The sequence below is a fragment of the Nocardia sp. NPDC057668 genome, assembly GCF_042799795.1.
Lineage (GTDB): Bacteria > Actinomycetota > Actinomycetes > Mycobacteriales > Mycobacteriaceae > Nocardia.
Window position 1 is genome coordinate 741,779 of record NZ_JBHVIC010000003.1, and the last position, 21,820, is coordinate 763,598.

Genomic DNA, 21,820 nt, shown 5'->3' on the forward strand with positions numbered 1-21,820 from the left:
CGTCCCAGACAGTGTAGGTGTTTACTCGGACAACTGCACAAGTCTGGGAATTCACGTCATCTATTCGGCGAGCAGCTGTGCGACCGTCACAAATTCGTAGCCCCGAGCCCGCAGTTCCGCGACGATCGGGCCGATGGCCGCGCGCGATGCCGCACCGGATTCGTACATGGTGTGCAGCAGCACGATCGATCCCGGGCGCACCCGCTCGACGGTTTCGGACACGATCTCCGCCGTGGTGGGCCGCTTGCCCGAATCGGGTTCCACGTCCCACATGACCGTGGTCCGATCGTGGTCCGCGAGGTACCGCGGCAGTGCGAAGAGTTTCTTGCCGTTGGGCGGGCGGAACGTGATCACGCCCCGGTATCCGGTTTTCGCGATCTCGGCGTCGGTGTGCTCGATCTCCTCGCGCACGGTGTCCGCGCCGACCAGGATCATGCGCCGGTGGGTGAAGCTGTGGTTGCCGATCTCGTGGCCCGCGCGTGCGATGGCCGCGCCCAGGTCCGGATCGGCCGCCAACTCCCGGCCGACGAGATAGAAGGTCGCCGGAATTCCGGCGTCGGCAAGGGCTTTCAAGACCTCGGGGGTGTAGGCGGTGGGACCGTCGTCGAGTGTCAGCGCGACGATTTTGCGGTCGGTGTCCACGCGCGGGACGATGCGCCCGGCGACCTGGTAGGTGCGCGAATTCATCAGCACGTACAGACCGGCGGCGATCACCAGCGCCACGACCAGTGCCAGGGGCGCGCCGATGAGCAGCCTGCGTTTCGTCATTCCTACCCGTCCAACTCCCCGTCCGCGGCGGCCAGATTCGCGCCCCAGCGGTCCGACCACTTCCACAGCGCCTCCAGCGCCAGCCCGAGTTCGGCTCCGGCCGTGGTCAATTCATACGACTTGTCCGGCTGCTTCGCCACCACACCGGCGTCCTGCAGGCGCTGCATGCGCACCGACAGCATGCTCGACGAGCAATTCCCCATGCGCCGGCGCAGTTCCAGGAAGCCGAGCGGTCCGGGTTCGAGTTCCCAGATCACGCGCAGCATCCACCGCTGACCGAGCAGGTCCATGGCGGCGAGCACCGGGGCGTCCGAGGGCTCGGCGCGGCTGTTGGACGACAGTGGCTGACTTGCGCTTCTCATTTCGAACCACCATATTGGTTCTAAATCAGAAGCAGTCAACGGGGCCGGAGGTCAGCGCGTGGAATCGACGGGGAATGAATCGGATGCGACGGCCGGGCGGCGGATCGTGCTGGTCACCGGTGCGTCCCGGGGCATCGGCGCGGAGACCGCGCGGGTGCTCGCCGCTCGCGGCGATCACGTCGTCGTCAACTATCGCGAGAAGCGCAAGCGCGCGGAGACCCTGGCCGCGGACCTTCGAGCGGCCGGGGGCAGCGCGTCGGTGGCGGGCGCGGACATCGCCGACCCGGACAGTGCTCGCGCGCTCGTCGACGGCGTGGTGGCCGAGTTCGGCCGGCTGGACGTGCTGGTGCTCAACGCGTCCGGCGGGCTCGAGCGCGACGCCGCGCCCGAGTACGCCATGCTGCTGAACCGGGACGCGCAGGCCCGGCTGGCGACGCTCGCGCTGGAGCACCTGCCCGCGGGCGGTCACCTGGTCTTCGTCACCAGCCACCAGGCCCACTTCTCCCCCGGCCGCCCGGTCCCGGCGGGCTACGAGCCCATCGCGGCGAGCAAACGCGCCGGTGAGGACGCGCTGCGCGCGATGATCCCCGAATTCGACCGGCGTGGAACAGGTTTCACCGTCGTCTCCGGCGACATGATCGACGGCACCATCATCGTCCGCCTCCTGGAACGCCGCGACCCCGACGCCGTGACCGCCCGCCGCGACCACGGCGCCCTGCCCACCGTCGAGGAGTTCGCGACCGCCGTCGCCGACGCGACGGTCGCCACCACCCCGCCGGGCCACACCCACTACGTCGGCGGCGCGGACTTCCACCCCGCCACGGTGTAACCCCGGGTTCGGCCGCCGCCGGGTCAACCGCCGCCTGTTCGCCATCGGCGGGCTCAGCTGGAACAGCGGCGTGGGGCGGCGTCTTCCGGTGGGCGGACACGTATATGACCGGTGCCGGGCGGTGCGGAGGGGCGGGGCATCGACCGCCGGATCCGGTGCAGAAAGCGCCATTGAGCGGCCGTTCGTGCTGGTGGGCGGGGAAAGCGGTTGGCGGGGTGGGGGCCGGCGTGCGAGCATCTCCGGATGCCGCACTGGGTCGAGGTTCTGCCTGCTTTCATGCTCGCCTGTCTGATGCTGGCCGCGCTGCCGGGGCCCGCGACCGCGCTGTTTCTGCAGCGGTCGGTGCGCGACGGGCGCAAGGCGGGGCTGGCCGCGGTGGTGGGCAACGAGATCGGGATGGTCGGGTGGACCCTGGCGGGTGGGCTCGGGTTGTCGGCGTTGCTGGTGGCGAATCGGGTCATGAACCAGGCGGTGCACGTTCTGGGCGCGGTGGTGCTCATCTGGCTCGGCGTGCAGGCGTGGCGCGGAGCCCGGGGCACGGGTGGAGACGACGCGTTCGGGGCCGCGCTGACCGCGGCGCTGCCGGGCGGGCGCACCCCGGCCGCGGCGTTCCGGGCGTCGCTGGTCTCGATCGCCGCCAACCCCAAGGCCGCGGTGTTCGGCCTGACGATCCTGCCGCAGTTCCTGCCGGAATCCGGCCCGGTGCTGCCGACGGTGATCATCCTGGCGTTCATCCAGTTGGCCATCGACACCACCTGGTGCGTGGGCGTGGTCCTGGCCGCCGACCGGGCCGGAAACTGGCTGCGCCGCACGGGCATTCGCCAGCGCGTGGAGCGCGCTCTCGCCGCGGTGCTGGTCGGCCTGGGCATCGGGCTCGCCGCCGAGGCCCGCTGACCGCATCCCGGTAATCGGAACGAACTCTCCCGATGCGTACGCCTCCAGGATGAGCGTGCCGATGCTCGCGGCGTGTCTCTGACCGGGTTCGGGGCCGGCAACCGACACGGTCGATCCGCGACACCGCTGCCGCCCGTCGACCCCGCACCCGCCGACGACTCGAATCGGCGCTGTCGGTTCCAACCTGCGACCGCGCGAAGCATGCCTCGGACGCGCATCCCGCCGCCGCTGTCGGTGTGCCCGCGATCGGCGACTCGGTTCGAGCGCGCTCACCCCCTGTTCACTCATGACCGGGGCAGGATCCGTCGGTCCGATCTCGTGAGCGCATGCGCATGCCGTTGCCCGGTGCCCGAGTGCACGGGCCGGGGTTATGTTTGGGGTGGGGCGCGCTGGCAACTACCTGGCGAGGAGGTGTGGGGCGTGGTCAACGATGTGGAGAAACGGTGGAACGACCCGGGAGCGCTGCGCCGGGCCGCTCGGTACGTGATCGGGGTGTTGATCGTGGCCGCGGTGGCGGCGGTGATCGTGTTCGTGTGGGCGGCCGCGCGGAATCAGTGTCTCGAGGCCGACACCATGCTGTGCGACTCGACCGCGCGGGTGATCGTGGGACTGGTGCCGGGCGGGGTGCTGCTGGCCGGGGGTGTGGGGGCGTTCGTGATCACCATCCGGGAGTGGGCGGCGGGGCGCACGTGGCCCATCTGGCAGGGGGCCGGGTGGTTCCTGCTCACGCTGATGGTCGCCTACCTGTCCATCGCGGGCTCGGCGGGCTGACCCCCGACGTCGGCGCACCCGGGGTGTACGCGCCGGGTTGCGGCGGGGACCCGCAAGTAAGGTCACGGCCGCGGATCACCAGCCTGTACATCCCGTGCTCACACGGGGCACCGAGGCGCACTATCGGCCGAGTTGTCATGGTGGTCGAACGGGGTGCCCCGAATTCCGGCGCGAGCGGCCAGGAAGCGAGCGAGCCGGATGTTGCGCTGCCAGAACGGGTCGTAGCCGCCGGTCCGGCGGCGGGCGCGGGTGCGAGCGCCCGGCAGACGATCGTCGAGACTCCGCAGGCGAACGGTTGTGGACGCCGCCGCGCCCGTCAGCGCCGTCCAGGGGCGGACCGGCGTCGAATGTAAGGGCGTGTCCGCCAGCAGGGTTCGCACCAGCGGTTCGCCGCTGTAGTAGGCGAGGGCCCCGAGCAGCGGCGCGGTGCCGAGCCGCCGCAGCCGTACGGCCGGGGTGTCGCCGGCCAGCAGCCTGGTCGCGGCGCCGGCCATCTTCGCGGTCCAGTCCGGTGCGACGCCGGCGGTGGCGACCATGTAGTCCACCATTTCCATGCCCTCGGCCGCCGAACGCGGGATGAGTTCCTCCGCGACGCCGAACACGTGGGCGATGTACGCCCAGTAGTGCATGACGTCGTCGAGTTCGCCTGTCGTGCAGCGGCGTCCGTGCACGTGGTCGAAGCAGATCGGGGTCAGCCCGAAGGTGACGGCCGCGCCCATGGTGGTGGCGTTGGATATGGGGCTGCCGTGCCGGGCGAAATGCGCGTCGCCCCAGCGCCGCCGGAGCATGGCGCGGACCTGGGCGTGCATGAGGCGCACGCGCACGGTGTCGTGCAGGATCGGATTGCGGCGCTCGAGCGCCCCGGGCGCGGTGACACTGCCGAACCAGACAGCGGATTCGAGATTGCGGCGGTAGGGGTCGTGCACGAAGCGACCGGTCGCGCCCACGGCCGAGGCGACCTCCGCGCCCACGAACGTGCCCATGAAATCCTGCACGCCCATGGCCATCTTCCCGGCGGTGGAGACGTTGATCCAGCGCCGCCGCCCGCGCTCCCAGCGGTCGGGGTCGAACCACGCGGGCGGTGTGTCCAACCGCGCGATCAACCGGACCAGTTCCGGCAACGGGTCTTCGACGCTGTCGATCCCGAACGCGAGTGCCCGATCCAATTGTCTTCGCCCGGTGGCGGTTCCACTGCGCCGGAACGCGGCGACCAGGGCGTCCATCGGCTCGTCGCCCTGCCACAGGTGATCGGCCATCAGCCGGGTGCGCGGGGTCTCGGCGGGTTCGAGCCGGACGTCGAGCCACGGCGACAGCATCGCCCGGCGCGGTTCGAACCACAGGTCGGAGGGCACGGCCCGCGGCGGCGCGGGACGCAGGGCCACGCCGGGCCGGTAGTAGTAGTCGTAGGGATGACCACCGCTCACGGGCGGGGGTTCGGTGTGCGGCAGCATCGTTCAGAACCCTGTCAGCTGACGGAAGGTGGTGATCGCGTCCCCGCCGGAGCCGGCGTGGACGGGGCAGTAGTGCTTGGGATCGCCCCGGTGTTCGGGTGCGGGCCAGAACATCTCCGGCGCCTGCGGCGGCCCGAGCGCGGCCGGCCGTTTCCCGGCGGCGCGGCGGCGGGCGGCCCGGATGCGCGGGAAGGAGTAGTTCACCGCGTCCGGGGTCACCCGGTGCAGCGCCGAGAGGGACCGGCACAGCCGGTCGAACACCCATTGATCGCGGGCGGTCCAGGTGAATCCCATGGTCCGCCGTATCGCCGGATCGCACAGGCCGACGGTCACGAACTTCACCAGGCGTGCTCCGGAGGGCCGGATCACGCCTTCCCACAGCGGTTCCGGTAGGCGTCGCAGCACCGGGAACGGTGGCACCGGCGCGGTGTCGATGAGGTTGAACACGTCCCACGCGGCCCGGGTCGGCTCCAGGGTGTCCCGGCACATGTCGCGCCAATAGCGCTGGAACTCGGGCCAGCTCGGCGGCACCACCCGCATGCTCATGCCGTAGTGCTCGTACCAGCGGTGGTGCTCGCGCCAGAGCTGTTCGCGCTGTGCGCCACTCAGCCCGCCCATGAAGAGTTCGGCCGTGCGCAGGGTCTGCACGAAGAACACCGCGTGCGCCCAGTAGAAGGTCGCGGGATCGAGCGCGTGGTATCTGCGCCCTTGGGCGTCAACGCCTTTGATGGTCCGGTGGTATCCGACGATCTCCCGCGCGGTCTCGCGCGCTCGCGGCCCGTCGAACACCACCCCGACGATCGGGTAGGCCGAGCGCAGCACCCGTTGATACGGCTCGCCCGCTATCTCGGAATGGAACTCCACGCCCGCGCCCAGCCCGGGGTGCATGTTCTGCACCATGCCCATGAAAAAGCCGGTCGGCGCGTAGTAGAGCGATCCGAAGATCTTCCACGTCAGCGATTCCGGGCCCAGGGCGACGGGTTCGGATCGGTCGCTGCCCGCGGCGGCATATGACACCATGACCACAGGCTGACACGAATGAATACTCGCGTTCAATTCGCGTTCCGAACCGCTCCGGGATAGAGATGCCACCGAAACGACAGCTGCCGAAAACCCCTGCCGGACAGCGCCGATCACCGCAACAGGAGCGCTCGCGCGCCATGGTCGCGCGCATCGTCGACGCCGGCCAGCGTGTCCTGATCACGCACGGCTACGACGGCGCCTCGACCAATCGCATCGCCGACGCGGCGGGCATCAGCCCGGGTTCGCTGTACCAGTACTTCCCGAACAAGGATGCCGTGGTCGCGGCCGTCATCGAGCGATACACCGCCGAGGTCGCCGACCGGGTGCGGCCCCGCGTGCTCGCGAATCTGACCCGCAGGCCCGAGATCGCGGTTCCGGAAACGATTTCCGAGCTGCTGGACGCGCTCGGCGACGACCGCGAACTGCTGCGCGCGGTGGTCGAGCAGACCCCGCGGCTGTCCACCGGCGCGACGGTGCTCGCGTTCGAGCAGCAGATCGGCGAACTGGCCCGGCTCGCACTGAGCATGCGCTCCCGCTCGGTTCCGGCCTCGGTCGACTTCGACGCCACCGCCTGGATGCTGGTGCGCACCGTCGAGCACCTCACCATTCGCTATCTGCTCGACGCCCCGCCCATCCCCCGCGACCGCTTCCTCGCCGACATCACCCGCCTGATACTCAATTTCTTCCAGGAACCGCAGGATCCGGCCGGCCGGCCGCGAGCCGGACGCGAGCACCCCTAGCCCGTGCCGCGAGCCGCCACCGCATGCGCAGCTCAGCGCGCGGCGGCCGTTCGCGGCGCGGGCAGCGCCAGCAGCAGTTCGACAGCGCGGGCCGCGCTCTGGGCGGCGCTCTCCATGGTCGCGGACCAGTCGGTGCGGGTCCAGTCGCCGGCCAGGACCAGGGTGGGCACCGACGTGCGCTGCGCGGGGCGCAGACCGTCGGTGCCGACCACCTGGGAGAAGGTGGCCCGCGGCATGGGAACCACCTGTGCGTGCAGGACTTTCGCGCCCGCGGCGGCCGGATAGTAGCGGCGCAGCAGCGCCATCTGCTCGTCCACCACCTCGTGGCTCGGCTTGTGGATCTGCGCGTACGCCCCGCTGGTGGTCAGGCAGTACAGCCAGCCGTGCTCGGTGTCGCGGCCGTGCATGCGCTGACGGTCGAAGACCTGATCGATCACCCCCGCGCCGCCGATCAGCGCCTCCATCGCACCCTCGGTGCCGAGCGGGCGATCCAGGTACAGGTTGGTGCTGACGATCGGGGTGAAGCCCAGTTTGTCGGCGGCGGAGTAGATCTCGTCGTGTTCGGGAAGCTCGTCGAGCAGTCCGCCGAGCGTCGAGTTGGGCACCGCGCACACCACCGCGTCGGCGGGCACGGTCTCGCCGTCCGCGAGCAGCACACCCGTCACCGCGCCGTCGCGCACCAGGATCCGCCGAGCCACCGCCCGGTGGCGCACCTGCACCCCGGTGCGCTCGAAGAGCCGCTGCGCACCGGTGACGAAGAGGGTGTCCAGATCGGTGGTGGGGTAGCCGATGCTCACCGCGCGGCGATGCTTGACGCCCAGGCGAATTCCGGTGGCCAGCACATCGGCGAAGACCTTGGCCGATTCCTGGCGCACCGGTTCGGCCGCGATGCCCAGGGCCAGCCAGTCCCAGAGCGCCTCGCGCGCGGTCGGCGGCATGCCGAGCCGCCGGAACCATTGGTCGGTGGTGAGGTCGGCGAGATCGGCGGGCTGGTTCAGGCACTGCCAGCCCATCCGCACGGTGGCCAGCGCCGCGCGGGCGCGGTCGGCCGCCGAGGCGTCGGGGTGCGCGCCCAGCAGCGATCGGAGCGCCTGAAATCCCTTGGTGCCCATCGTGGTGGCGCGCCCGCCCGGCCAGCGCAGCACGCCCGAATGCGGGAACGTCACGTGCTCGCGGGTGCCGATGCTGGTCAGGTAGCGGAACAGGTGGTCGTAGCCGCTGGCGATGACGTGCTGCCCGTTGTCCGGAACATCGTGCAGCTGAGCCACTTCCAGCGCGTGGGTGCGCCCGCCGAGCCGACCGCGCCGTTCCAGCAGCGTCACCTGCCTGCCGGCCTCGGCCAGCCATACCGCGGAGGCCAGGCCCGCCAGCCCGCCCCCGATCACCACGTACCGTCGCTGATCGTTCATGCGCGCTCCCGGAGGCAGAACCTACCAGTGCAAGGTAGCGCCGCGACGGTGCGGTCGTCCGAGAATCCGGCGAAACATGGTGCCGGACCTACGGATACGACGGTGGCGGCCGCCCGGGCCGGGCGGCCGCCACCGGCACGCGAGAAAGTCAGGCGGCGCGTCGGCCGCGCGAGAGCAGCGGGTAGGCCGCGCACACCAGCGCACCCCACACCACGCCGACGATGATCGCGGTTCGACCGGCCTCGGTGAAGAACAGCAGCACCACCACCAGCAGCAGGAAGCCCAGCGCCAGCGCCGTAGTGACCGGCGCGCCCGGCAGCCGGTAGTCGCTCGCGGGCAGCAGCCCCCGCCGTACCCGGGCCCGGTACAGGAAGTGGCAGACCAGGATCATGCCCCAGACGAAGATGATGCCGATCGTCGAGACCGAGGTGATGTACGCGAACGCCTTGTCCGGGGAGAAGTAGTTCACGCCGACCCCGATCACCATGACCGCCGCCGACAGCGCGATGCCGGCCGCGGGCACCGACCGAGAGCTGAGCGCGCCGAGCCGGGCCGGGGCCTCCTCCCGCTGGGCGAGGCTGCGCAGCATGCGCCCGGTGGAGTAGATGCCGGAGTTGCAGGACGAGAGCGCCGCGGTGAGCAGCACGAAGTTGATGATGGCGGCCGCGCCGGGGATGCCGATCTGCTCGAAAACCTCCACGAAGGGACTGCGCCCGGCGTGGAAGGTCCGCCAGCTCGAGACCGACATGATGATGACGAGCGCGCCGATGTAGAACAGCCCGATGCGGAACGGCAGCGTGTTGATGGCCTTGCGCAGGGTGTTCTTCGGGTCGCGGGCCTCGCCTGCGGTGACGCCGACCAGTTCCACGCCGACGTAGGCGAACAGCACGATCTGCAGGACCAGCAGGGTCTGGCCGAAGCCGTTCGGGAATACGCCGCCGTCGTTCCACAGATTGGCGACCGTCGGGTTCGTGGCCTGTCCGAAGTGGAAGATGAGCACACCAAGGCCGATGAGGATCATGGCGATGATGGCGGTGACCTTGATGGCCGAGAACCAGAACTCGCCCTCGCCGAACAGGCGCACCGAGACCATGTTCGCCAGGAACATGATGCCGAGCACCACGAGCGCGGTCACCCACTGCGGGATGTCGAACCAGTACTGCACGTACTTGCCCGCCACGGTGATCTCGGCCATACAGGTGGCGACCCAGACCGCCCAGTAGGTCCAGCCGGTGGCATAGCCCGCGAAACGGCCCAGGAATTCGTTGGCGTACTCGGCGAAGCTGCCCGCGACGGGCCGATAGGTCAGCAGTTCGCCCAGCGCACGCATGATGACGAAGATGGCCAGACCGGCCGCCAGATAGGCCAGGATGAGCGCCGGGCCCGCCTGCTCGATCGCGCCGCCCGCGCCGTAGAACAGGCCGGTGCCGATGGCGCCGCCGATCGCGATCATCTGGATGGTGCGGGGCGAGAGGCCGCGCGCATACCCCTCGTCGGTGGTGGCCGAGCCCGGCTCGGTGGCCTGTCTTTCCGAGGCTGTCACAAACGTTCCTTCCACACGTGCGTGCGGCCGCACCGAGCCTCGCCGTCGTGCGCGCGGGACGCCGGGGACCGCGCCGAGCTTGCCGACGGGTTGCCGAGCTCGGTCCGAGGCGTGTCAGATTACCGGAGGCGAACCGCGCGTCCAGACCGGAGTTACCGGTCGGTATCTTCGTCCACCAGCTCCAGGCCGGTGACCACCTCGGTCTCGATTCGAATGACGTGATCGCTCGGCATGTTGACCCACGGGTCCAGCAGGGTCACGTAGCGCCGCACCTGTTCTCGGTCGGTGACCACCCGGGCGACGCCGGTGACGATGACGCTCCAGCCGCTGCGGGTCTGCTCGTCGAAATCGTCGGCCTCGTAGGCGACGACCTGCCCGTCACCCCGCAGCAGACTTGCGCCCAAATGCGCACGCACGACGACGGCGTCCAGCTCCACAATGTGATTGACGGGCCGAATGATCGGAACACCGCGGCGGGAGAAACAGATTCGGCCGTATTGCGCCCCGGCCAAGCGTTTCAGTGAATCGGCAGCCGAGAGCTCGCGGAGCTTTCGAACACCATCGCCGACCATCTCTCCGATTGTGGCCGAAACATCCGATTTATGCCAATTGTGTTGCCGCAACGCGCGGTTCGGGATGAGATTCTCAGCGCACCGGGGGCACGTCGACCTGGGCCGGAACCTTGTCCGTGCGCAGGCCCTTCCAGCTCGGCATGCGGAGCCGACCACCCCGGAATTCGCGGTACTGCACGTCTCCCACCAGGATGGTCTCGACCCAGCGCCAGCCGGCGGCGGCCGCCTCGGGCGGCGTCTGTTCGAAAGGACTTGCCGGGACGGCGATTTGATCGAGCGTGTCGCGAATGGCGCGGCGCGCCGCCTGCGTGAATCCGGTACCGACATTCCCCAGGAAGACCAATCGCCCGTTCTCGTCGTGCGCACCCAACACCAGCGAGCCGAAGGTCGATTCCATCGCGCCGGTCCCCGGCGTCCAACCGGCAACCACCACTTCGGTGTTGTTCCGCAGCGCGGTCTTGATCCAGGCGGGTGAACGGCGGCCCGGAAGGTAGACCGAATCGATGCGTTTGGAGACGATTCCCTCCAGCCGGTGCTCCTCCGCGGCGTAGAGCAACTTCCGGGCGTCCATGCCGACCCAGTGCGGCGGGGCGGACAACGGCGCGGGCAGGTCCAGGTCGGCGAGCCGGGCCCGGCGGTCCAGGTAGGTCTCGCCCGTGACGTCCAGGTCGCCGACGGTCAGGACGTCGAAGACGAAGAAGCGCACGGGCACCTCGGCGAGCAGTTGCTCGCCCGGGCGCTCCACGTGCATGCGGCGCTGCAGCAGCCCGAAGGACGGCGCCCCATCGCGTTCGGGGGCCACGATCTCACCGTCGAGCACGAGGGTTCCGTTGCCCGGCACCGCTTTCAGGGCCGCCACGATCTCGGGGTACGAGGAGCCCACGGCGTTGCCGGCACGGCTGTAGAGCGAACACTCTCCGTCCCGGCGCACCGCGATGATGCGGACGCCGTCCCATTTCATCTCGACTGCCCACTCGGGGCCGTTCGGCGGGCGGCCCGCGGTCGCCAGCATGGGGGCGGGAACGTGTGCGAGCGGCCAGACCACGGCGGCCGCTACCCGCGCCGGCAATCAGACATGGGGAACATGCCCGGGAGTTTGCCTCCAGATCGCGCGCGGGTCGCGGCGGCTCGCCGTGGTCGACCCGGTTGTTACGCCGCGGGGCGGCTGTCCGCGCTACTTGGCGGAGATGCCCTGCTGACGCAGTACGTCCAGGACCTCGCCGTAGCTGAGCGAGGAGGTGACGTCCAGGGTCTCCGACGCGGCGTCGGTGCTGACCGCGCTGACCGAATCCATGCCGCGCAAGGTCTGCTCGGCGAGGTTGGCCTCGCTGGAGAAATGCGGCAATTCGAACCTGTAGCCCATGACGGCCACCCTTTCTACGGGGTTCCACTGACACGGACGCAGTAGCCGGATCGGCGCGGGTCAAACCTGCCGGACCCGGTCGCGCCCCGTCTCCTTTGCGCCACAGCCCTTCTCACCGCACCGGCCTAGAGTCGTTTCATGATCGCGATTCCGGACGCCTTCGCGCAGCTCACGATCGCCCGCGAGGGAGCGGCCGGGCGAACCTGGATCACGGCGCTGCCGGGCCTGGTCGACGAGCTGCTGGACAGCTGGTCCTGCACCCCGGCGGGTGCGGCGATGCACGGTCATGTCGGGGTCATCGTCCCGGTCCGGCACGCGGAGCTGCCGCCGGCGGTGCTGAAGGTCTCGTTCCCCCATCCCGGCAACGTCCACGAACCCCATGCCTTCGCCGCGTGGAACGGGCGCGGGGCGGTACGGCTGTTCCGGCGGGCCGACGACCGCTTCGCCATGCTGCTGGAGCGGGCGGGTTCGGACACCCTGGCCACGGTCACCGATCATGAACGGGCGCTGCGGATTCAGGGTGACCTCGCGCGGCGGCTGGCGGTGCCCGCGCCGCCCGGGGTCCCCGCGCTGGCCGACGCGGTGACGCGCTGGGAACGCGACATGACCTCGGCCGCGGCTGCTTTCGATCATCCGCTGCCGCCCGCCGTGTACGGCGCCGCGCTGGCCACGCTGCGCGAACTCGGGCCGGAGCGGCCCGCGACGCTGGTGCACGGCGATCTGCACGACGCCAACATCCTGGCCGCCGAGCGGGAACCGTGGCTCGTCGTGGATCCCAAGGGGCACTCGGGCGACCCGGCCACCGACGCGCTCAACGTGATTCGCAGTCCCCGGTACCTGGAAGTGCTGCGCGGCCCCGATCTGCGGGCTCGGGTCCATCGCCTGCTGCACGTGTACTGCGACGCGGCGGACATCGACTTCGACCGCGCCCGCCGCTGGACGCAGGCCGGTGCGGTGCGCGAATCCCTGTGGGGCAGAGCGCACGGCGACCCCGACTGGCTGGTGGCGGCCACCGACGACCTGGCAGCGGTTCTGACCTGATGGTTCGTGCCGAGACCGGCGGCGGCGACCGCGACGTGGCGGGCACGCTGTCGCGAACATCGATCGCCGCGACGGCGGGTTCACCCATCGGCTCGCGGCGCGAGCGACGCCGCGGGCTGTCATTGTATTGGGCGACAACAGGACGATGGATGCGCCGACGCGCGTCCCGGTGAGGAACGAACAATGAGCTTCGCGGACAAGTACGGCCCCTGCGCGCTGGTGGTGGGCGCGGCCATCGGATTGGGGGCCGAGTTCAGCCGGCAGCTCGCCGCGCGGGGTCTGGATCTGATCCTGGTGTCGCTCGAGACCGACGAACTCGCCGCGCTGGCCAAGGAACTCGAAGCAGCGCACGGGATTCGGGCGCAGACCGTCGTGGGCGACATCACGGCGCCGGAGACCCTGGCGCAGATCGAGCTGTGCGCGGCGGGCACCGAGATCGGCCTCGTCGTCTACAACGCGGGACTGTCGATCTGCGGGGAGTGGGTCGATACGCCGCTGGAAAGCCATCTGAAGGTGCTGGACGTCAACGTCACCGGCATGTACCGCGTCGTGCACCGGTACGCCGGGCCGATGCTCGAGCGCGGGCGCGGTGGCGTCATCCTGCTCAGCTCCATGTCCGGATTGCTCGGCACCCCGATGTACGCGTCCTACGCGAGCACCAAGGCGCTCACCCTGCACCTGGCCGAAACCCTGTGGGAGGAATGGCGATCCAAGGGCGTGGACATCACCGCCGTCATCCCCGGCGCGACCGAGACCCCGGGGTATCGCAAGGACAACCCCCGCGAAAACCGTTCCACCCCCGACGTCATGGCGGTGGGCCCGGTGGTGGCCGCGGGCCTGAACGCGCTCGGCCGCCGGCCGTCGGTGATTCCGGGTCGGCTCAACAGAATCAGCGGCACGCTGCTGACGAGACTGCTCCCCCGCCGGACCGCCATCGGCATCATGGGACGCTCGATGCGCTCGACCTACGGAGGACGGTAACCCGGGAAACTCACCGCGTGGGGATCCGTTCGCGGCCGACGTGCCCGGCCGCGAACGGATTCCGCGTTCTCGACCGGCTAGACGACCTTCGCGTCGATGAGCAGGGTCCAGATCTCGGCCTGATCCACCACCTGCACGCCGAGCTTCTCGGCCTTGGCGAGCTTGCTTTCGCCCACGCCCGCGCCGGTGATCAGCATGTCGGTGTTGGCCGAGACCGAGGACGCGGCGGTGGCGCCGGCCTTCTCGCACAGCCGCTGGAAGGTCGGCCGGGCCACCTTCTCACCCGAGCGGGGATCCGCCAGCGCGCCGGTGATGACGACCGTCTTGCCCGCCAGCGGCGCGCCCGCGGCCACCACCGGGGGCAGATCCTCCGCGCGAACGTCCAGGGAGACACCGTATTCGCGCAGGCGCTCGAGCTCGGGCCGCAGCCGCGCCAGGTGCGAGGTCAGCGACGCGGCCACCTTGGCGCCGATGTCCTCGACCTCGACCAGGCGCTCCTCACCCGCGTCGGCGACCTCCTCCAGGGAACCGAAGCCCGCGCGGGCCAGCCGCGCCGCGGTGCCCTCCGAGGCCATGGGAATCGACAGGCCGATGAGTGCGCGGCGCAGGCCGACCTGGCGGCTGGCGTCGATCGAATCGATCATGCGCTGCGCGGAAACCTCACCGACGCGGTCGAATTCGAGGAGCTGATCCTTGGTGAGGGTGTAGAAGTCCGAGGGGTTCTCCAGGATGCCGGCCTCGGCCAGGCGCTCGATCCACACCTGGCCGATGGCGTCGATGTCCGCGGCCGCGCGCGAGGCCCAGTGGATGAGCCTGCGCACCGACTGGGCGGGACAGGAGGCGTTGGTGCAGAACAGTTCCCGGCTGTTGCCCTGTTCGGTGACCGGCTGGGCGCAGGACGGGCAGACGGTCGGCGCGACGATGTCGATCTCCTCGCCGGTGCGCTTGGCGGCGTCGAGAACGCCCGCCACGAACGGGATCACGTCGCCCGCGCGGCGCACCAGCACGGTGTCGCCGACCTTGATGTCGCGGGCGCGGATCACCTCCTGGTTGGCCAGGGTGGCCTTGGTGACCGTGGTGCCGCCCACGAAGACCGGCTCGAGCCAGGCCACGGGGACGATCTTGCCGGTCTTGCCCACATCCCAGATGACCTCGCGCAGCAGGGTGGTCTTCTCCTCGGCCGCGAATTTGAACGCCAGTGCGCCGCGCGGGGAGTTGGAGCGGGTTCCGGCCGCCGCGTAGGCATCTCGATCGGCCAGGCGCAGCACCGCGCCGTCCAGGTCGTAGTCCAAATCGTTGCGATCGGCCTCGATGACGCCGATCGCGGCCTGCGCCTGCTCGGCATCGGCGCAGTGCCGCATCCGCGCACCGGCGATGCCGAGCGTGCGCAGCCCCTCTTCCAGGTCGACCGCGGTGTCCTCGTCGGTGTCCAGGTCGAAGCCGAAGAACTGCAGCCGCCGTTCGGCGACCGTGGCCGGGTCCTTGGCGCGCAGTGTGCCCGCCGCGGCGTTGCGCGGATTGATCAGCGGCTTGTCCGGATGCGCGGTGTTGTAGGCCAGGAAGGTCGAGCGCAGCATGACCGCCTCGCCGCGCACCTCCACCCGTCCCGGGGTGTCGATGCGGTCGGGCACGCCGTCGACCAGCGCGCGCACCAGCGGGGTCACGTCGTCACCGGTGGTGCCGTCGCCGCGGGTGGCCGCGACCTGTAGCCGCCCGTCCTCGTAGACCAGGGACAGTGACAGCCCGTCGAGCTTGGGCATCACCACGACCGACTGCCCCGGGAACCGGTCCAGGAAGGCCGCGACCTGCTCGGGCTTGGTCGCCTTCTCCAGCGAGAGCATGGGCCGCGAATGCCGGATCGGGGCGTGCAGCACGCCCGGCGCGCCGACCTCGTCCAACGGGTTCGGGTCGGGCGCGAGTTCGGGATTGGCCTCGATCAGAGCGCGCAGCTCGTCCTCGACGGCGTCGTAATCGGCGTCCGCGACCAACGGCGAGCCCTGATAGTAGGCCTCGCGCAGCTCCACGATGCGTGTCGCGAGCTCTCGGATGTTCTCCCCAATTTCCACGACACGGGACGCTACCCATACCCACTGACAGCCGCATGAACCGACCGGTACTGCCGGGCGGCGGGCCGGGCCGGGCACCCGCGTCAGCGGGGATCGCCGTGACCGGCGACGAAGGCCGTGACCCGGCCGAGTTGCCGGCTGGCCGGGTCGGTCAGCGGCTCGACGATCAGGGCCGGCATGCCGACCCGCCGCGCCGCGCCGTCCCGGTTCTCCCGATCCCCGACCATCAGCGTCGCCGCGGCCCGGGTTCCGAGCCGCGTGAGCATCTCCTCGAAGATCGCCGGGTCCGGTTTCTGCACGCCGGCCTCGCACGACAGGACGAAGGCCCGCTCCGGGATTCGATCGAACGGCGGGTCGCGGAAGAACGGCCTGATGTCGAAGTGGATGTTGCTCAGTACGCCGACCGCGCGACCGCTGTCGAACAGGGCGGCAACGGTTTCGGCCGCGTCGGCGGCGAAGATGTTGTACGACGGATCCGAATCCACGTCCCAGAGTGCCCGGGCGAGAGGGTCATCCAGCCCCGCGTCGGCGAACACCCCGAAATAGGTTTCGCGATGGCGTTTTTCGCCGATGTTGCCGTCCGGGGCCTGGAGCCGGCGGCGGAGTTCGGGGGTGTGGATCCTGCTCAGTACCGCGTCGATCGCCGCGTCGTCGACGACCGCGCCCGAGGCCGCGGCGTGGCGTCGTCGCAGCGCCTCGCGCACCCATCCGCGCGCGTCGAGTTCGCTGACAAGGGTGCCGCGCCAATCGAAGACGACCGCGGCGATCCCGGAGGCGGGCGAAACCGGCAGCTCGGGACTGTCAGGTGAATTCGGCATGATGTCCGACATCAGATCAGGCGCGGCCGTGTGGCCGACGCGGGACCCGCGCACGGCGACCGCAGAATTCCTACGCCCGCAGGCGCGAAAACCGGGAGCGGCGCGCCGCGAACAACGCTCCGATCGCCAGGTTTGATGCCTCGAGCAGCGGGAATTGCAGCACCATGTTCACCATCATCGGGCTTATCGCCCTCCTCGGCGCGGTGGCCATCGGTGTCGCCGGCATACAGGCCAACAGCGGCGAAGACCACGTGCTCGCCAATGGTTTCACCGTATTCGACCACGCCTACGGCGGCTCCTCGGGGCTGTTGTTCGCCTATGGCATCCTCATCGGCGCCGTGGGTACCTGCGGGCTCATCATGATGCTCGCGGGGTTGTGGACCACATCGCGGCGCGGCGCCATCGCCCGCCGGGAGCTGAGACAGTCACGGCGCGAAATGGCCGCGGCGCGAACCGAACTCAGCAAGCCCGCACCCGCCCCGACTGCGCCGAAGCCCTCGGCGCCCGCGGCTGCCAAGCCCGCGGCGGCCGCACCGGCTCAGGAACCGACCTGGTCGTTCAACAAGTTCCTGAACCGCACCCAGAGCTCCAAGCCGGTGGGCTCCGGCGCGGCCGAATCGCTCTCGAAATAGGAATCGATCATGGTTATTTTAGGTCTTGTCCTGCTCATCGCCGGTTGGCTCCTCGGCTTCTCCCTGCTGACCACCCTCGGCATCATTCTGCTGGTGGCGGGCGTGGTCCTGTGGGCGCTCGGCTCGGCCGGCCGCCCGGTCGGCGGGAGACGCTGGTATTACTGACCCACTGCTAGGTACAGAGCGCCGCGGGGCCCATCCGCTAGCGTCGCACCCATGACGGTGACGGTGCTTGTTCCGGATGATTACGGCCTCGCGGCGCTTTCGCGCGTGGACGGGGTTCGCGCGCTGCGCTTCTCCCCCGGCAAGCCGTTGCCGGACGGCGCCGAGAAGGCCGAGATCCTGGTCCCCGGATTCCTGGTCGGTCCCGAGGCCGCGCGCATCGTGCACGCGCTGCCCGGCCTGCGCCTGGTGCAGTTGCTCACCGCCGGTGCGGAGTCCTGGGTCGGGAAAGTGCCCGAGGGCGTGCGCATCTCGATCGCACGGGCCGCGCACGGGGCCAGCACGGCCGAATGGGTCATGACCGGACTGCTGAGCGTGTATCGCGAATTCACCGGGTTCGCGGTGGCACAGCGCGAGCACCGCTGGACCCAGCATCAGACCGATACCCTGCACGGCAAGCGAATCCTGATCGTGGGCGCGGGAAATCTCGCCGAGGAACTGCGGCGCATGCTCGCCCCGTTCGGCACCACGGTGGCGCTGGTCGGCACCACCGCTCGCGACGGCGTCCACGGGATCGACGAATTGCCCTCGCTGCTCGGCGATTTCGACGCCGTCGTGCTCATGGTCCCGGTGACGAGCCGGACCGCCGGCATGGTGGACGCGGCCTTCCTGGCCCGCATGGCCGACGGCGCGATTCTGGTCAACGCCGCACGCGGCCCGGTGGTCCGCACAGATGATCTGCTCGCCGAACTCCACACCGGCCGCCTGCGCGCGATCCTCGACGTCACCGACCCCGAACCCCTGCCCGCCGGCCACCCGCTCTGGGACGCGCCCGGCCTGCTGCTCACCCCGCACGTGGGCGGCAGCAGTCGCGGCAGCATGGAACGCGGCTGGGCCGTCGCCACCGAGGAGATCGCCCGCTACGTCGCCGGCGAGGAACCCCGCAACCTGGTGCACGGCGAATACTGACCCGAGAACCCCCAGCTCAGCCGCCCGGCCACCAGCCGAAACCCCGCCCGCACGCCGAAAGCACCTCCCGACAGATACCCACCTAGGGTATATAGTCGAGATCATGTCCACTGATCATGCTTCGTCCGGTTCCGGCACGGACCCGACCCATTCGGGCCATGAGCACGACGGACACGCGGGCCACACCCCACCGACCACTCACCCGCCCGCGGTGGCCGATTCGGGCAACGGCACCGAATCCACGGGTTCCGGCCCGGCCGGCATGACCAGCCATTCGGACCACGCCGGGCACGGCACACGGCCGGCCCACGCCGGGCACTCCGCGAATGATCACCATGCGGGACCCGATTCGCACGCCGGACACGACAGCAACGTCGGCGACGAAAGCCGCCCCGGACACGGCGGCGACGCCGGGCACGGCACTCACGCCGGGCACGACAGTCACGCCGGGCAGGAAGCGCACGCCGGGCACGACCCCAACAACGGTCCGGGCGCGCACGCCGGGCAGGACACTCACGACGGTCATGCCGGGCACGGCACCCACAACGGTCAGGACGCGCACCCCGGGCACGGACAGCACACCGGCCACGATGGGCACGATGGCCACAGCGGTCACGCCGGGCACGGGGACCACGTCGCCATGTTCCGGCGGATGTTCTGGATCATGCTGGTGATCGCTATCCCGACCGTCGCGGCGGACATGATGTTCGCGGACCTCGTCGGGTACAGCGTGCCCGGGGCGCTGAAGTGGGTCTCGCCCGTGCTGGGCACGCTCATGTACATCTGGGGCGGGCGGCCGTTCTTGACCGGGGCGGTGTCCGAGATCCGGGCGCGGCAGCCGGGGATGATGCTGCTCATCGCGCTGGCGATCACGGTGGCGTTCGTCGCGTCCTGTGGCTCGACGCTCGGGCTGCTCTCGCACGAGCTGGACTTCTGGTGGGAGCTGGCGCTGCTCATCGTGATCATGCTGCTCGGGCACTGGATCGAGATGCGCTCGCTCGGGCAGGCGTCCAGCGCGCTGGAATCGCTGGCCGCGCTGCTGCCCGACGAGGCCGAGCGGGTCGAGGACGACGGGACGGTCACCACGATCGCGCTGGACCAGCTGCGGACCGGCGAGCTGGTCGTGGTGCGGCCGGGCGGGCGCGTGCCCGCGGACGGCGTCGTGGAATCCGGCGCCGCGGACGTGGACGAATCCATGGTGACCGGTGAATCCCGCCCGGTGCAGCGCGGCCCCGGCGACCCGGTGGTCGCGGGCACAGTCACCACCGATTCCGCACTGCGCGTGCGCATTTCGGCGGTCGGCACCGACACCACGCTGGCCGGGATTCAGCGCCTGGTCGCCGAGGCCCAGAACTCGACCTCGCGCGCGCAGGTGCTCGCCGACCGGGCGGCGGGCTGGCTGTTCTGGTTCGCCTCGGGTTCGGCGGTACTGACCGCGATCGTGTGGACCCTGCTCGGCGAGCCGGATTCGGCGGTGACGCGCACCATCACCGTGCTGGTCATCGCCTGCCCGCACGCGCTCGGCCTGGCCATCCCGCTGGTCGTGTCCATCGCCACCGAGCGCGCGGCCAAGGCGGGCATTCTCATCACCGATCGCCGGGCGCTGGAAGCCATGCGGACCGTGGACGCGGTGCTGTTCGACAAGACCGGCACCCTGACCCGCGGCGAACCGGCCGTGGTCGGGGCCGCGGCGACCACGGCGGCGATCAACGAGGACGAGGTGGTCGCCCTGGCCGCGGCCGCGGAATCCGACAGCGAGCACCCGCTGGGCCGAGCCATCGTGCAGGCCGCGGCCGATCGCGGCCTGACCGTGCCCACTGCCGGAGACTTCGCCGCCCGCAACGGAATCGGGGTCACGGCGACCATCGGCGGCGCGACCGTGAGCGTGGGCGGTCCCGGCATGCTCGCCGAGCACCAGCTCGATCCCGCCCCCGAGGCGGCGCACTGGGCCGAGCAGGGTTCGACCGTGCTGCACGTGCTGCGCGACGGCGCGGTGGTCGGCGCACTCGCCCTGGCGGACGAGATCCGGCCCGAATCCGCCCGCGCGGTCGCCGACCTGCACGCGCGGGGCATCCACGTCGCCATGATTACCGGTGACGCCGAACCCGTGGCCCGCACGGTCGCCGAGCAGCTCGGGATCGACGAGGTGTTCGCCGGGGTCCTGCCGCAGGACAAGGGCGCGAAGGTGCAGGCACTGCAGGACTCGGGTCACCGGGTGGCCATGGTCGGCGACGGCGTCAACGACGCGCCCGCCCTGGCCCGGGCCGACGTCGGCATAGCCATCGGAGCGGGCACCGACGTGGCCATCGCCTCGGCGGGCGTGGTGCTGGCCAGTGACGATCCGCGCTCGGTGGTCTCGGTGATCACGCTCTCGAAGGCGACCTACCGCAAGATGATTCAGAATCTGGTCTGGGCGGCGGGCTACAACATCATCGCCGTACCGCTGGCCGCGGGCGTGCTGGCGCCGTGGGGCGTCACCCTGCCCATGGAGGTCGGCGCACTGCTCATGTCGGCGTCCACGGTCGTGGTCGCGGTCAACGCGCAGTTGCTGCGCCGCCTGGATCTGCGGCCCGCCCCGCTCGAGCCGGTGCGCGAGCCCGCGGCGGCGACCGGGTAACCGATCAGAGCGTGTCCTTGCCGATCGGCCGGTTCAGCTCCCGCCATTCCCGCTCCCACCGCGCATTGCGCCGGGACTCCAGCACGGCGCTCGCGATCCACACCGAAGCCGCTGCCGCGCACCAGGTCTCAACCAGCAGCGCCAGCCCGGTACCGATCCCCTCGGCCGCCGCGGCGCCCGGCCGGGTCGGCGCGGCGGCGGGTTTGCCGTCGCGCCCGATCCACAGCGGCACCTGCTCCCCCACCTGGGCCAGGGTGTCGACCTCCACCTTCGCGGTCTCCTCCGCGCCCGCGAAGGTCCAGCGCACCCGTGCCTCGTAGCGATCGTGGTACGCCCCATAGCGATCCGAGGTCCCGAGCCGCACGGCCTGTTCGGTCACCTGCGCCTCCACCCGGGTCTTGCCCGCGTCCTGTGCCGCGATGCGCGCGGCTGCCCCCGTGTAACTTGCCGTCCCCACGGCCCCCGCCACCGGTACCGACACCACCACCGCGATCGCCGCCAGGAACCGCAGCAGGACCTCGAATCGGTCCGAACCTCGCATGAGCGGACTGGGATTCCAGGGCAGCACCCGCCACCACCGAACCGACCAGGACGGAGTCTCCGACACCCGGCCCACCTCCTCCCGGTGCCACACCACCGACTACCCGTTAGCAATACCCACTTCGATACGCCCCGAAAAGTGGTTTGTGCAGGGAAAACGCAACGACACGCTTAAGTGACACGCCGAAGCGACCGAAACGTGCCGATTCCGTTCCCGGCCCGAGCACTTCGGCACCGGCGCGAACTCGAATCCGCACCGCCGGCTCCGG

The 21,820-nt window shown here is 70.4% G+C and carries 22 protein-coding genes; 10 read left to right on the forward strand and 12 right to left on the reverse strand.

Features of this window, described 5'->3' with window-relative positions; all coding sequences use genetic code 11:
• Positions 1-60 precede the first annotated feature (60 nt).
• Complete coding sequence (locus ACFVBH_RS21985) at positions 61-768, reverse strand: polysaccharide deacetylase family protein (protein WP_379003895.1); 708 nt, start codon at positions 766-768, stop codon at positions 61-63.
• Between the two features lie 2 nt (positions 769-770).
• Entirely contained in the window at positions 771-1,130 is a 360-nt protein-coding gene (locus tag ACFVBH_RS21990) for a helix-turn-helix domain-containing protein (RefSeq protein ID WP_354989617.1), read from the reverse strand.
• Between the two features lie 58 nt (positions 1,131-1,188).
• Between ACFVBH_RS21990 and ACFVBH_RS21995 the strand changes: the two genes are divergently transcribed.
• The 3 genes from ACFVBH_RS21995 (at position 1,189) to ACFVBH_RS22005 (ending at position 3,624) form a co-directional block, all read left to right on the forward strand.
• Positions 1,189-1,959 (forward strand): SDR family oxidoreductase, encoded by a 771-nt coding sequence (locus ACFVBH_RS21995; protein ID WP_379003897.1) that lies wholly within the window; start codon positions 1,189-1,191, stop codon positions 1,957-1,959.
• Between the two features lie 243 nt (positions 1,960-2,202).
• Positions 2,203-2,853, forward strand: coding sequence for a LysE family translocator (locus tag ACFVBH_RS22000; RefSeq protein ID WP_354989615.1), 651 nt, complete (start codon positions 2,203-2,205; stop codon positions 2,851-2,853).
• Positions 2,854-3,273: 420 nt separating this feature from the next.
• Entirely contained in the window at positions 3,274-3,624 is a 351-nt protein-coding gene (locus ACFVBH_RS22005) for a hypothetical protein (RefSeq protein ID WP_354989614.1), read from the forward strand.
• Positions 3,625-3,722: 98 nt separating this feature from the next.
• Here the strand turns inward: ACFVBH_RS22005 and ACFVBH_RS22010 are convergent, their stop codons facing one another.
• On the reverse strand, positions 3,723-5,075 hold the full coding sequence (locus ACFVBH_RS22010) for an oxygenase MpaB family protein (protein ID WP_379003900.1): 1,353 nt from the start codon (positions 5,073-5,075) through the stop codon (positions 3,723-3,725).
• A 3-nt stretch (positions 5,076-5,078) separates the two neighbouring features.
• Positions 5,079-6,095 carry an oxygenase MpaB family protein gene (locus ACFVBH_RS22015; protein ID WP_379003902.1) on the reverse strand — a complete coding sequence of 339 codons (1,017 nt, stop codon included), beginning with the start codon at positions 6,093-6,095 and terminating at the stop codon, positions 5,079-5,081.
• A 65-nt stretch (positions 6,096-6,160) separates the two neighbouring features.
• Between ACFVBH_RS22015 and ACFVBH_RS22020 the strand changes: the two genes are divergently transcribed.
• Positions 6,161-6,838: a TetR/AcrR family transcriptional regulator gene (locus ACFVBH_RS22020; protein WP_354989611.1), complete on the forward strand. Its 678-nt coding sequence runs from the start codon at positions 6,161-6,163 to the stop codon at positions 6,836-6,838.
• A gap of 32 nt (positions 6,839-6,870) precedes the next feature.
• Here the strand turns inward: ACFVBH_RS22020 and hpnE are convergent, their stop codons facing one another.
• From hpnE to ACFVBH_RS22045, 5 genes are all read right to left on the reverse strand, one after another.
• Complete coding sequence (gene hpnE, locus ACFVBH_RS22025) at positions 6,871-8,247, reverse strand: hydroxysqualene dehydroxylase HpnE (RefSeq protein ID WP_379003904.1); 1,377 nt, start codon at positions 8,245-8,247, stop codon at positions 6,871-6,873.
• A 148-nt stretch (positions 8,248-8,395) separates the two neighbouring features.
• Positions 8,396-9,790 (reverse strand): amino acid permease, encoded by a 1,395-nt coding sequence (locus ACFVBH_RS22030; protein ID WP_379003906.1) that lies wholly within the window; start codon positions 9,788-9,790, stop codon positions 8,396-8,398.
• 152 nt (positions 9,791-9,942) lie between these two features.
• The gene (locus ACFVBH_RS22035; RefSeq protein WP_379003908.1) at positions 9,943-10,362 is read right to left on the reverse strand and encodes a pyridoxamine 5'-phosphate oxidase family protein; all 420 of its coding nucleotides are present in this window, start codon (positions 10,360-10,362) and stop codon (positions 9,943-9,945) included.
• A gap of 73 nt (positions 10,363-10,435) precedes the next feature.
• A complete protein-coding gene (gene ligD / locus ACFVBH_RS22040) occupies positions 10,436-11,431 on the reverse strand; it encodes a non-homologous end-joining DNA ligase (RefSeq protein WP_379003910.1) in 996 nt (331 codons plus the stop codon).
• A gap of 105 nt (positions 11,432-11,536) precedes the next feature.
• A complete protein-coding gene (locus tag ACFVBH_RS22045) occupies positions 11,537-11,725 on the reverse strand; it encodes a hypothetical protein (RefSeq protein WP_354989022.1) in 189 nt (62 codons plus the stop codon).
• A gap of 138 nt (positions 11,726-11,863) precedes the next feature.
• On the opposite strand from ACFVBH_RS22045, the gene ACFVBH_RS22050 reads away from it, so the two are divergent.
• Together ACFVBH_RS22050 and ACFVBH_RS22055 are read left to right on the forward strand one after the other, a co-directional pair.
• Positions 11,864-12,766, forward strand: coding sequence for an aminoglycoside phosphotransferase family protein (locus ACFVBH_RS22050; protein WP_379003912.1), 903 nt, complete (start codon positions 11,864-11,866; stop codon positions 12,764-12,766).
• 183 nt (positions 12,767-12,949) lie between these two features.
• Positions 12,950-13,747, forward strand: a complete 798-nt coding sequence (locus ACFVBH_RS22055) for an SDR family NAD(P)-dependent oxidoreductase (RefSeq protein WP_379003914.1) — start codon at positions 12,950-12,952, stop codon at positions 13,745-13,747.
• Between the two features lie 77 nt (positions 13,748-13,824).
• On the opposite strand, the gene ligA is transcribed toward ACFVBH_RS22055, so the two are convergent.
• Complete coding sequence (ligA, locus tag ACFVBH_RS22060; protein WP_379003918.1) at positions 13,825-15,813, reverse strand: NAD-dependent DNA ligase LigA; 1,989 nt, start codon at positions 15,811-15,813, stop codon at positions 13,825-13,827.
• A gap of 83 nt (positions 15,814-15,896) precedes the next feature.
• Positions 15,897-16,631 (reverse strand): HAD family hydrolase, encoded by a 735-nt coding sequence (locus tag ACFVBH_RS22065; protein ID WP_379003920.1) that lies wholly within the window; start codon positions 16,629-16,631, stop codon positions 15,897-15,899.
• Between the two features lie 164 nt (positions 16,632-16,795).
• On the opposite strand from ACFVBH_RS22065, the gene ACFVBH_RS22070 reads away from it, so the two are divergent.
• The 4 genes from ACFVBH_RS22070 to ACFVBH_RS22085 all read left to right on the forward strand — a co-directional run bounded on the left by ACFVBH_RS22070 (position 16,796) and on the right by ACFVBH_RS22085 (position 21,011).
• Positions 16,796-17,263, forward strand: a complete 468-nt coding sequence (locus ACFVBH_RS22070; RefSeq protein WP_379003922.1) for a hypothetical protein — start codon at positions 16,796-16,798, stop codon at positions 17,261-17,263.
• A 9-nt stretch (positions 17,264-17,272) separates the two neighbouring features.
• Entirely contained in the window at positions 17,273-17,428 is a 156-nt protein-coding gene (locus ACFVBH_RS22075; RefSeq protein WP_354989016.1) for a hypothetical protein, read from the forward strand.
• 51 nt (positions 17,429-17,479) lie between these two features.
• Positions 17,480-18,394, forward strand: coding sequence for a 2-hydroxyacid dehydrogenase (locus ACFVBH_RS22080; RefSeq protein ID WP_379003924.1), 915 nt, complete (start codon positions 17,480-17,482; stop codon positions 18,392-18,394).
• Between the two features lie 640 nt (positions 18,395-19,034).
• Positions 19,035-21,011, forward strand: coding sequence for a heavy metal translocating P-type ATPase (locus tag ACFVBH_RS22085; protein WP_379004576.1), 1,977 nt, complete (start codon positions 19,035-19,037; stop codon positions 21,009-21,011).
• Positions 21,012-21,015: 4 nt separating this feature from the next.
• Here the strand turns inward: ACFVBH_RS22085 and ACFVBH_RS22090 are convergent, their stop codons facing one another.
• Entirely contained in the window at positions 21,016-21,618 is a 603-nt protein-coding gene (locus ACFVBH_RS22090) for a hypothetical protein (protein WP_354989014.1), read from the reverse strand.
• Positions 21,619-21,820 lie beyond the last annotated feature (202 nt).

Bases quoted from the DNA above. Each gene is read 5' to 3' on its own strand.
- ACFVBH_RS21985 (WP_379003895.1), bottom strand. From the start codon at position 768: ATGACGAAACGCAGGCTGCTCATCGGCGCGCCCCTGGCACTGGTCGTG.
- ACFVBH_RS21990 (WP_354989617.1), bottom strand. From the start codon at position 1,130: ATGAGAAGCGCAAGTCAGCCACTGTCGTCCAACAGCCGCGCCGAGCCC.
- ACFVBH_RS22000 (WP_354989615.1), top strand. From the start codon at position 2,203: ATGCCGCACTGGGTCGAGGTTCTGCCTGCTTTCATGCTCGCCTGTCTG.
- ACFVBH_RS22010 (WP_379003900.1), bottom strand. From the start codon at position 5,075: ATGCTGCCGCACACCGAACCCCCGCCCGTGAGCGGTGGTCATCCCTAC.
- ACFVBH_RS22015 (WP_379003902.1), bottom strand. From the start codon at position 6,095: ATGGTGTCATATGCCGCCGCGGGCAGCGACCGATCCGAACCCGTCGCC.
- ACFVBH_RS22020 (WP_354989611.1), top strand. From the start codon at position 6,161: ATGCCACCGAAACGACAGCTGCCGAAAACCCCTGCCGGACAGCGCCGA.
- hpnE (WP_379003904.1), bottom strand. From the start codon at position 8,247: ATGAACGATCAGCGACGGTACGTGGTGATCGGGGGCGGGCTGGCGGGC.
- ACFVBH_RS22035 (WP_379003908.1), bottom strand. From the start codon at position 10,362: ATGGTCGGCGATGGTGTTCGAAAGCTCCGCGAGCTCTCGGCTGCCGAT.
- ACFVBH_RS22045 (WP_354989022.1), bottom strand. From the start codon at position 11,725: ATGGGCTACAGGTTCGAATTGCCGCATTTCTCCAGCGAGGCCAACCTC.
- ACFVBH_RS22050 (WP_379003912.1), top strand. From the start codon at position 11,864: ATGATCGCGATTCCGGACGCCTTCGCGCAGCTCACGATCGCCCGCGAG.
- ACFVBH_RS22055 (WP_379003914.1), top strand. From the start codon at position 12,950: ATGAGCTTCGCGGACAAGTACGGCCCCTGCGCGCTGGTGGTGGGCGCG.
- ACFVBH_RS22065 (WP_379003920.1), bottom strand. From the start codon at position 16,631: ATGCCGAATTCACCTGACAGTCCCGAGCTGCCGGTTTCGCCCGCCTCC.
- ACFVBH_RS22070 (WP_379003922.1), top strand. From the start codon at position 16,796: ATGTTCACCATCATCGGGCTTATCGCCCTCCTCGGCGCGGTGGCCATC.
- ACFVBH_RS22075 (WP_354989016.1), top strand. From the start codon at position 17,273: ATGGTTATTTTAGGTCTTGTCCTGCTCATCGCCGGTTGGCTCCTCGGC.
- ACFVBH_RS22080 (WP_379003924.1), top strand. From the start codon at position 17,480: ATGACGGTGACGGTGCTTGTTCCGGATGATTACGGCCTCGCGGCGCTT.
- ACFVBH_RS22085 (WP_379004576.1), top strand. From the start codon at position 19,035: ATGTTCCGGCGGATGTTCTGGATCATGCTGGTGATCGCTATCCCGACC.